This window comes from Leclercia pneumoniae (assembly GCF_017348915.1).
In the GTDB taxonomy this organism is placed as follows: Bacteria; Pseudomonadota; Gammaproteobacteria; order Enterobacterales; family Enterobacteriaceae; genus Enterobacter; species Enterobacter pneumoniae.
The window spans coordinates 425,746-435,355 of the sequence record NZ_CP071383.1 but is presented as its reverse complement, the minus strand read 5'-3'; the positions used below and the strand labels follow the sequence as shown (position 1 = coordinate 435,355).

Annotated in this window: 10 protein-coding genes; 7 read left to right on the top strand and 3 right to left on the bottom strand. The window is 55.0% G+C overall.

Features of this window, described 5'->3' with window-relative positions:
- Positions 1-112 precede the first annotated feature (112 nt).
- Positions 113-754, top strand: coding sequence for a peptide-methionine (S)-S-oxide reductase MsrA (gene msrA, locus JZ655_RS02040; protein WP_040077466.1), 642 nt, complete (start codon positions 113-115; stop codon positions 752-754).
- A gap of 193 nt (positions 755-947) precedes the next feature.
- On the top strand, positions 948-2,285 hold the full coding sequence (paeA, locus tag JZ655_RS02035; protein ID WP_207292873.1) for a polyamine export protein PaeA: 1,338 nt from the start codon (positions 948-950) through the stop codon (positions 2,283-2,285).
- A gap of 66 nt (positions 2,286-2,351) precedes the next feature.
- Here the strand turns inward: paeA and JZ655_RS02030 are convergent, their stop codons facing one another.
- Entirely contained in the window at positions 2,352-2,558 is a 207-nt protein-coding gene (locus tag JZ655_RS02030) for a DUF1107 domain-containing protein (RefSeq protein WP_012015808.1), read from the bottom strand.
- Between the two features lie 328 nt (positions 2,559-2,886).
- On the opposite strand from JZ655_RS02030, the gene JZ655_RS02025 reads away from it, so the two are divergent.
- Positions 2,887-3,444, top strand: coding sequence for a YtfJ family protein (locus JZ655_RS02025; RefSeq protein ID WP_040077468.1), 558 nt, complete (start codon positions 2,887-2,889; stop codon positions 3,442-3,444).
- Here JZ655_RS02025 and cysQ read toward each other — a convergent pair.
- The gene (cysQ, locus tag JZ655_RS02020) at positions 3,438-4,178 is read right to left on the bottom strand and encodes a 3'(2'),5'-bisphosphate nucleotidase CysQ (protein WP_046886406.1); all 741 of its coding nucleotides are present in this window, start codon (positions 4,176-4,178) and stop codon (positions 3,438-3,440) included. The genes JZ655_RS02025 and cysQ overlap by 7 nt on opposite strands.
- Before the next feature lie 189 nt (positions 4,179-4,367).
- On the opposite strand from cysQ, the gene JZ655_RS02015 reads away from it, so the two are divergent.
- Positions 4,368-6,311, top strand: coding sequence for a bifunctional 2',3'-cyclic-nucleotide 2'-phosphodiesterase/3'-nucleotidase (locus JZ655_RS02015; RefSeq protein WP_046886405.1), 1,944 nt, complete (start codon positions 4,368-4,370; stop codon positions 6,309-6,311).
- Positions 6,312-6,344: 33 nt separating this feature from the next.
- Here the strand turns inward: JZ655_RS02015 and JZ655_RS02010 are convergent, their stop codons facing one another.
- Positions 6,345-6,725 (bottom strand): winged helix-turn-helix transcriptional regulator, encoded by a 381-nt coding sequence (locus JZ655_RS02010; protein ID WP_040077471.1) that lies wholly within the window; start codon positions 6,723-6,725, stop codon positions 6,345-6,347.
- A gap of 89 nt (positions 6,726-6,814) precedes the next feature.
- Between JZ655_RS02010 and JZ655_RS02005 the strand changes: the two genes are divergently transcribed.
- From JZ655_RS02005 to JZ655_RS01995, 3 genes are all read left to right on the top strand, one after another.
- Positions 6,815-7,663: an SDR family oxidoreductase gene (locus JZ655_RS02005; protein WP_207292872.1), complete on the top strand. Its 849-nt coding sequence runs from the start codon at positions 6,815-6,817 to the stop codon at positions 7,661-7,663.
- Between the two features lie 81 nt (positions 7,664-7,744).
- On the top strand, positions 7,745-8,569 hold the full coding sequence (locus JZ655_RS02000; RefSeq protein WP_207292871.1) for an AraC family transcriptional regulator: 825 nt from the start codon (positions 7,745-7,747) through the stop codon (positions 8,567-8,569).
- Between the two features lie 75 nt (positions 8,570-8,644).
- Entirely contained in the window at positions 8,645-9,610 is a 966-nt protein-coding gene (locus tag JZ655_RS01995) for a DMT family transporter (RefSeq protein ID WP_046886402.1), read from the top strand.

Sequence of the window (9,610 nt, the reverse complement as noted above, 5' to 3'; positions counted from 1 at the left end):
CACCCTAATATTTCTTATGTTTAAATCTAGACTCATTCAGCGTAATTATTGTGTTCAATTAAACGCGTCGTGACAACCTTAACCCCAACACCTTTACCCCGGAGGCCACACCGTGAGTATATTTGATAAAAAGCACCTTGTTGCTCAGGCGGATGCATTACCGGGACGTAACACCCCAATGCCTGTCGCCACCCTGCACGCCGTTAACGGCCACTCCATGACTAACGTCCCGGACGGCATGGAGATCGCGATCTTCGCCATGGGCTGCTTCTGGGGCGTTGAGCGCCTCTTCTGGCAGTTGCCCGGCGTCTACAGTACCGCAGCAGGCTACAGCGGTGGCTATACCCCTAATCCGACCTACCGCGAAGTCTGCTCCGGCCAGACCGGGCACGCTGAAGCGGTGCGCGTAGTGTACGATCCTGCAGTGATCAGCTACGAACAACTGCTGCAGGTTTTCTGGGAGAATCACGATCCCGCTCAGGGCATGCGCCAGGGTAATGACCACGGTACGCAGTACCGCTCGGCGATCTACCCGCTGACTCCGGAGCAGGATGCCGCGGCACGTGACAGCCTGGCACGCTTCCAGCAAGCGATGATCGATGCCCATGATACCCGTCATGTCACCACCGAAATCGCGACGGCCACGCCGTTCTACTACGCGGAAGATGACCATCAGCAGTACCTGCACAAAAATCCGTACGGCTACTGCGGTATCGGCGGTATTGGTGTCTGCCTGCCTCCTCAGCTGGCCTAACCGTTCTGCCTTGACCCGACCTTGCCTGCCTGCTGCAAGGTTGGGTCAAAAAGTGATCTCTGGCGGGTTTACAGTGCTTTACGCTATACTAGCCGCTGAAACAACCGGCCTACCGCTTCGGACCGGTTTTCACTATCTCTTCAAACGAAACTTAACTTCCCTTCCGAGGATCTGGCGAAAAGCCGGATAAGATATGTTAAACAGTATTTTAGTAATACTTTGTCTGATTGCCGTGAGTGCATTTTTCTCAGTTTCAGAAATTTCACTGGCCGCATCCCGTAAAATCAAACTTAAACTGCTTGCCGATGACGGTAACATCAATGCACATCGCGTTTTAAAAATGCAGGAAAACCCCGGTATGTTCTTTACCGTGGTGCAAATTGGCCTTAACGCGGTAGCAATTCTGGGCGGTATCGTCGGCGATGCAGCCTTCTCCCCGGTCTTTTACACTCTCTTCTCAAAGTACTTCTCGCCTGAACTCTCAGAGCAGTTGAGCTTTATTCTCTCGTTCTCGCTGGTGACGGGTCTGTTCATTCTCTTCGCTGACCTGACACCGAAACGCATCGGTATGATTGCGCCTGAAGCCGTGGCTTTGCGTATCATCAACCCGATGCGCTTCTGTCTGTATGTGTTCCGTCCGCTGGTGTGGTTCTTTAACGGCCTGGCGAATATGATTTTCCGCATCTTTAAACTGCCGATGGTGCGCAAAGACGACATCACCTCCGACGATATTTACGCGGTGGTCGAAGCGGGTGCGCTGGCTGGCGTGTTGCGTAAACAGGAGCACGAGCTGATTGAGAACGTGTTCGAACTGGAATCCCGTACCGTGCCGTCCTCTATGACCGGACGTGAAAGCGTGATTTGGTTCGATCTGCATGAAGACGAGCAGAGCCTGAAACAAAAAGTAGCGGAACATCCGCACTCTAAGTTCCTGGTCTGTAATGAAGATATCGACCACATCATCGGCTACGTGGACTCTAAAGACCTGCTGAACCGCGTACTGGCGAACCAGAGCCTGGCGCTGAACAGTGGCGTGCAGATCCGTAATACGCTGATCGTTCCCGATACCCTGACCCTTTCTGAAGCGCTGGAAAGTTTCAAAACCGCGGGCGAAGACTTCGCGGTCATCATGAACGAATATGCGCTGGTGGTGGGGATTATCACGCTGAACGACGTGATGACCACGCTGATGGGCGACCTGGTGGGCCAGGGGCTGGAAGAGCAGATTGTTCAGCGTGACGAGAACTCATGGCTGATCGATGGCGGCACGCCGATTGAAGATGTAATGCGTGTTCTGGACATTGATGAGTTCCCGCAGTCCGGTAACTACGAGACCATCGGCGGCTTTATGATGTTTATGCTGCGTAAGATCCCGAAACGTACCGACTCGGTGAAGTTCTCAGGCTTTAAATTCGAAGTGGTGGATATCGACAACTACCGTATCGATCAGCTGCTGGTAACCCGCATCGATAACAAACCGACCGTGCTGGTACCGAAGCTGCCGGATGCACAAGAGAAAGTGTCGGAATAACGCTGTCCCAGAAACATCAACGGCTCCCATCGGGAGCCGTTTCTTTATTACTGCATAGCACGTTGGTTAAGCCATCTCAGTCTGCAGACGCATAACCTGACGGTTGACTTCGGACATCACAGAATAGTGCTGTTTGTCCTTCACTTTTGGGATAAGGATCTTGCCCTTATCGAACTCAAAAGCGCCAACATCCTTGATATACAACCGTCCACGGAACAGGATTTTTACGTATTTCGCTACCTGAAGCGGATTGTAGCGTTGGAAAATTTTCATTTTAATTTCTCCTGCGAATCATACGCCCTTGCGGTGCCACATTCAGCCCGACTTTCCAGAGCGCAAATTTTGATGCCCAATGACTATAGACCAGAAAATCAGTGATACCCAGTGTGCATAAGTTTATTTACCTTTTGATGACAGTTATTCAGAATTTTCTTTGCAAAGCTTACCTACAGGCAGTATAAGCCGTCGTTTTTGTCCAGTTATGTGCGTTCCACCGCAATCTGGCACCGAGATTGCGGGTAAACAGAGACGATCGCACATATCATTAAAAACGTATGACCAAGTGGTCGGATCACCTGCAATTTATAAAAAAGGAAAAACCATGACCCTACGTAACGTTCTGGCAGTCGCCTGCCTGATGCTTCCGCTGATGGCCAGTGCACATAATTTTGAAAAGGGGCAACGTGTGCCGCCGGTGGGCGTTGCCGACCGGGGAGAATTGATCCTCGACAATAATAAGTTTAGCTATAAAAGCTGGAATAGCGCGCAGCTCGCAGGAAAAGTGAGAGTTGTCATGCATATTGCCGGTCGCACCTCCGCAAAAGAGAAAAATGCCACACTTATTGAAGCGATCAAGACCGCAAATTTGCCACATGACCGCTATCAAACGACCACCATTGTCAACACCGATGATGCCATTCCCGGCTCCGGCATGTTTGTGCGCAGCAGCCTGGAGAGCAATAAAAAGCTCTACCCCTGGTCACAGTTCATCGTGGACAGCAACGGCGTGGTACGCGGAGCGTGGCAGTTAGAGGAGGAGGGCTCGGCGGTTGTGGTGCTGGATAAAGCGGGACGCATCCAGTGGGCAAAAGACGGAGGCTTAAGCCAGGATGAGGTGCAGCAGGTCACTGCCCTGCTGCACAAGTTGCTCGATCAATAGAGCGACACCCGGAACCCCGGGTTAAGGAACGATTCACGCGGGGTATAGTCGAGAGGCTTACCCTGCCAGTCGTGAACATGCGCGCCGGCGGCGGCGGCCACCGCATGGCCTGCGGCAGTATCCCAGATGTTGGTTGGCCCGAAGCGGGGATAGAGCTGTGCCTGCCCTTCTGCCACCAGACAGAACTTCAGCGACGAGCCAATGGACGTGGTCTGATGCTCACCCAGCTGTTGCAAGTACTCCTGCAGTTCGTTGTCGCTGTGCGAACGGCTGATCACCACCAGCGGCGGCCTGGCATCCCGCACCTGAATCTGCTTGCGCACGCCGCACTCTTCTTTCCACGCCTTGCCTTCAGCCGCGCTGTACATCACCTTCAGCACCGGCGCATATACCACGCCGAGCACCGCTTTACCCTTTTCAATCAGGGCGATATTGACGGTGAACTCACCATTACGCTTGATGAACTCTTTCGTCCCATCCAGCGGATCCACCAGCCAGTAGCGTTGCCAGTGCTGGCGTTCTTCCCAGCTTTGCGGTGCCTCTTCAGAGAGTACCGGGATTTCCGGCGTCAGCGCCTGCAGGCCTTGTAGAATCACGCTATGCGCCGCAATATCCGCCGCCGTCACCGGCGAGTCATCCACTTTGCTCACGACATCGAGCGGCACCTTGCCATCATAGACCTGCATGATGGCATCCCCCGCCTCCCGTGCGAGCTGACAAATTTTATCTAACATTCTCCACCTCTTTGTTATCACAGTGGGTATAACTCTTTGTTTTATTTATATCGTATTGTGAATAAATCCGCTATCTGTGAAGCAATTCCGGTTTCGCGGTCCTTTTTTCTGGCAGGATTCACAATTCTGTAAGCAAAAAAATATACATACATATTCTTTTGTGGCCTGGATCGAAAAAAGGACCCCTCAATGATTAAGTTTAGTGCAACGCTCCTGGCGACGCTGATTGCCGCGAGTGTACAGGCAGCGACGGTAGATCTACGTATTCTGGAAACCACCGATCTGCACAGTAACATGATGGACTTCGATTACTACAAAGATGCCCCGACAGAGAAATTTGGCTTGGTACGTACCGCAAGCCTGATCAACGCCGCCCGTGGCGAAGTGAAAAATAGCGTACTGGTCGACAACGGAGACTTAATTCAGGGTAGTCCGCTCGGTGATTACATGGCGGCAAAAGGGCTGAAAAAAGGGGATATTCACCCGGTCTATAAGGCCCTGAACACCCTTGATTACGCCGTAGGCAACCTCGGGAATCATGAGTTCAACTACGGGCTGGACTACCTGCATATGGCCCTCGCTGGCGCCAAATTCCCGTACGTTAATGCCAATATCATCGACGTTAAGACCCAAAAGCCGCTGTTTACCCCCTACCTGATTAAAGAGACTGAGGTGGTCGATCAGGATGGCAAAAAGCAGACCCTGAAGATTGGCTATATTGGTTTTGTCCCACCGCAGATCATGACCTGGGATAAAGCCAACCTGAGCGGCAAAGTTACGGTGAATGACATCACCGAAACCGCGCGCAAATATGTGCCGGAGATGCGCGAAAAAGGCGCTGACCTGGTGGTGGTAGTCGCCCACTCCGGGCTGTCAGCCGACCCGTACCAGGCGATGGCAGAGAACTCGGTTTACTACCTGAGCGAAGTGCCGGGCGTCGACACCATCCTGTTTGGTCACGCGCACGCGGTCTTCCCGGGGAAAGATTTCGCCAGTATTAAAGGGGCGGACATCGCCAAAGGGACGTTGAACGGCATTCCGGCCGTCATGCCGGGGATGTGGGGCGATCACCTGGGGGTGGTGGATTTGGTGCTGAATAACGACAGCGGTAAATGGCAGGTCACCACCTCGAAAGCGGAAGCGCGCCCCATCTACGATGCCGCCGCGAAAAAGGCGCTGGTAGGCGAAGATAAGGATCTGGTGCAGGTACTGAAGCACGATCACGACGCGACCCGCGAGTTCGTTAGCAAGCCGGTGGGGAAATCCTCCGACAATATGTACAGCTTCCTGGCACTGGTGCAGGACGACCCCACCGTGCAGGTGGTGAACATGGCGCAAAAAGCTTATACCGAGCGCTTTATTCAGGGCGACCCGGACCTCGCGAAGCTGCCGGTGCTCTCTGCCGCCGCGCCGTTTAAAGTGGGCGGGCGTAAAAACGACCCGGCCAGTTACGTTGAGGTGGAAAAAGGCCAGCTCACCTTCCGCAATGCCGCCGATCTCTATCTCTATCCCAACACCCTTGTGGTGGTAAAAGCCACCGGCAAAGAGGTGAAGGAGTGGCTGGAGTGCTCTGCCGGGCAGTTTAACCAGATTGACCCGACCAGCACAAAACCGCAGTCTCTGATTAACTGGGACGGTTTCCGCACCTATAACTTCGACGTGATCGATGGGGTGGATTACCAGATTGATGTGACTCAGCCAGCGAAATATGACGGCGAATGCCAGACCATTAACCCGCAGGCAGAGCGTATTACGCATCTGACCTTCAACGGCAAGCCAATCGATCCCAATGCCACTTTCCTGGTCGCCACCAATAACTATCGTGCCTACGGCGGGAAATTTGCCGGAACGGGCGATAGCCATATCGCCTTTGCTTCACCGGATGAGAACCGCTCGGTACTGGCGGCGTGGATTGGCGAACAGTCGAAGCAGTCGGGTGCAATCCATCCGGCCGCCGACAACAACTGGCGCCTGGCTCCGATTCACAGCGATGTGAAGCTGGATATTCGCTTTGAAACCTCACCGTCGGAGAAAGCGGCGGCATTCATCAAAGAGAAAGCCCAGTATCCGATGCATAAAGTCGGCAATGACGAGATCGGCTTTGCCCTCTATCAGCTGGATTTAGGTAAGTAATGCCCTGTCCCGGCAGCATTATGCTGCCGGGGTTCAGGCTGCGCGCCCTTCCCGGTTTCCGATCACCTCCGGGGTATGCAGCTCAATCCAGTCGGCCAGTGCGGCCACCTTCTCACTCACCTCACTCCCCAGCGGGGTCAGGCTGTACTCCACATGCGGAGGCACTACCGGAAACGACACCCGATTGAGAAAGCCGTCCTGCTCCAGCGCCTGCAGTGACTGCGCGAGCATCTTTTCGCTGACGCCCCCCATTTTGCGTCGTAGATCGCTAAAACGGTGGGTCCCTTCACGCAGCGCCACCAGAATCAAAACACCCCAGCGGCTGGTAACGTGCTTAAGCACCTCCCGCGACGGACACTGTTCGGCAAACAGATTGCCATCACGCATTTGCTCGGTGAGCGTTTGTTGACCCATTTGATACTTACCTTTTTGTACGTACTTACTAAAAGTTAGCGTTGGTGCTAGTGTGCCATAACACTCTCCTGAAACGAAGGATCTTCATCATGATCGCAATTACCGGTGCTACCGGCCAGCTTGGCCACCATGTTATCGAGCAGCTGTTGAAAACCGTTCCAGCCAGTCAAATTGTGGCGATTGTGCGTAATCCGGCGAAAGCCGGGGCCCTGAGCCAGCAAGGCCTTGACGTGCGACAGGCGGATTACGCCGACCAGGCGGCGTTCACCTCCGCGCTGCAGGGCGTAGAGAAGCTGCTGCTGATCTCCTCCAGCGAAGTGGGCCAGCGCGCATCACAACACCAGAACGTCATTAACGCCGCCAAAGCGGCGGGCGTAAAATTTATTGCCTATACCAGTCTGCTGCATGCTGACACCTCCCCACTGGGCCTGCACGTTGAGCACGTCGCCACCGAAAAAGCGCTGGCCGAATCGGGTATTCCGTTCACCCTGCTGCGTAACGGCTGGTATACCGAAAACTATCTTGCCAGCGCGCCGCCTGCCCTGGAGCATGGCGTGTTTATTGGCTCAGCGGGGGATGGCAAAATCGCCTCTGCCACCCGTGCAGATTACGCAGCGGCCGCAGCCAAAGTGATCGCCGAAGAGGGCCATGCCGGAAAAGTCTACGAACTGGCGGGTGATAACGCCTGGACCCTGAGCGAACTGGCGGCCGAACTGAGCAAACAGAGCGGGAAGAGCGTGAAGTACCAGAATCTTAGCGAAGCCGATTTTTCTGCCGCGCTGAAGAGCGTGGGTCTTCCGGCCGGGCTGGCGGAGATGCTGGCAGACTCTGACACAGGCGCTTCAAAAGGGGGCCTATTTGACGACAGCCATACCCTGAGTGCGCTGATTGGCCGCCCGACCACGCCGCTGGCGGAGAGCGTCAAAGCGATTCTGTAATTGTTAAAGACAGGTTATTTTTTGTAGCATCCCCACGGGTCATCTCTGATAATGAAAGAATGACCCGTGAGGAGTGTGGCTGTGCAAGGCGTACCTGAACAGTTTATTGATGAGAGAGACAGCGCCCGCTTTCGCCATCTGGCGCAGCTACCTGGCGTGGAGCTTTACCATGCCCATATCTCCCGCTATGCCTTTGAACCCCATACCCATGAAGCCTTTGGTATCGGCACTATCGAAACCGGTGCCGAGCGCTTTCGTTATCGCGGCTCCCACTACCTCGCCCCTGAGAAATCTGTCGTCACCATGAACCCGGATGAGATCCATACCGGCGAGTCCGCGACCGATGGCGGCTGGCGTTACCGTATGGTTTATCTTGAACCCGACCTGCTGGAAGAGGTAACCGGCGTACGTCACTGGTGGTTTAGCGATGTTACCCGTTACGATCCGCTACGCTCCCGGCAAATCGGCCAGCTTATCTACGCCCTGTGGCATACCGACGATCCGCTGGCTCAGAAAGGGTTTCTGCTGGATCTGATTGAGACTTTCCAGCCGCTGGCACGCCATGCACCGCAGATTCAGGAGGGGGCGCACCGATTTGAGCGAGTGCGTGAATATCTGCACGACAACTATATGCACGCCCTGACCCTGGACGAACTGGCGCAGGTGGTGGCGCTCAGCCCGTATCATTTCCAGCGCCAGTTTAAGGCCCATTTTCACGTCACCCCGCACCAGATGCTGATGGCCATTCGCCTGTGGCGCGCCAAGGCTTTTCTTACCCACGGCATGCCCGCCGCTGAAGTGGCCGCCGCCACCGGTTTAACCGATCAATCGCACCTGACCCGGGCCTTTACCCGCCGTTATGGCATCACCCCGGTTCGCTATCAGAAGCAGGTGGCGAGGCGCTAATGCGCAACCTCGTACAATACTCTCCGCGCCTCCCTTTCTACACTTACCGCAGGTTTCTAAGATGTGGATAACAAAATGATTAGCGGTGTGTTGTATGCCTTGCTTGCAGGCTTGATGTGGGGGCTGATTTTTGTCGGCCCGTTAATCGTACCCGAATACCCGGCGATGCTGCAGTCGATGGGGCGTTACCTGGCGCTGGGGTTAATCGCCCTACCGCTCGCCTGGTTGGGACGCGCCCGCCTGCGCCAACTTACCCGCCGGGACTGGCTCACCGCCCTCGCCCTCACCATGATGGGCAACCTGATCTATTACCTCTGCCTGGCAAGCGCCATTCAGCGCACCGGGGCGCCGGTCTCGACCATGATCATTGGCACCTTGCCGGTGGTGATCCCGGTCTTCGCCAATCTTCTATATAGCCAGCGCGATGGCAAACTGGCATGGTCAAAAATGGTGCCAGCGCTGATCTGTATTGCGCTGGGACTGGTGTGTGTCAACGTCGCCGAGCTGGGACATGGTCTGGTAAACGCCAGCGGTTGGCGTTACGTCTCTGGCATCATTCTGGCGTTTTTGTCGGTGGTCTGTTGGGCGTGGTATGCCCTGCGCAATGCCCGCTGGCTGCGGGAGAACCCGGATAAACATCCGATGATGTGGGCCACTGCGCAGGCGCTGGTGACGCTACCGGTCTCATTGCTGGGCTATATCGCGGCTTGCCTGTGGCTGAATGTCGAACTGCCGGCGTTTGACCTGCCGTTTGGACCCCGGCCGGGGCTGTTTGTAGGGCTAATGGTGGCGATTGCGGTGCTTTGTTCCTGGGTCGGTGCGCTGTGCTGGAACGTCGCCAGCCAGAAGTTGCCGACGGTGATCCTCGGCCCGTTAATCGTTTTTGAAACGCTGGCGGGGTTACTCTATACCTTCCTGATGCGCCAGAGTTTGCCGCCATTATTGACGCTGGGCGGGATCGCGTTGCTGGTAGTGGGCGTGGTGGTTGCGGTAAGCGCGAAACCGGAAAAACCAACGGTCGTTCCGGTTTCGCAAGGCTAA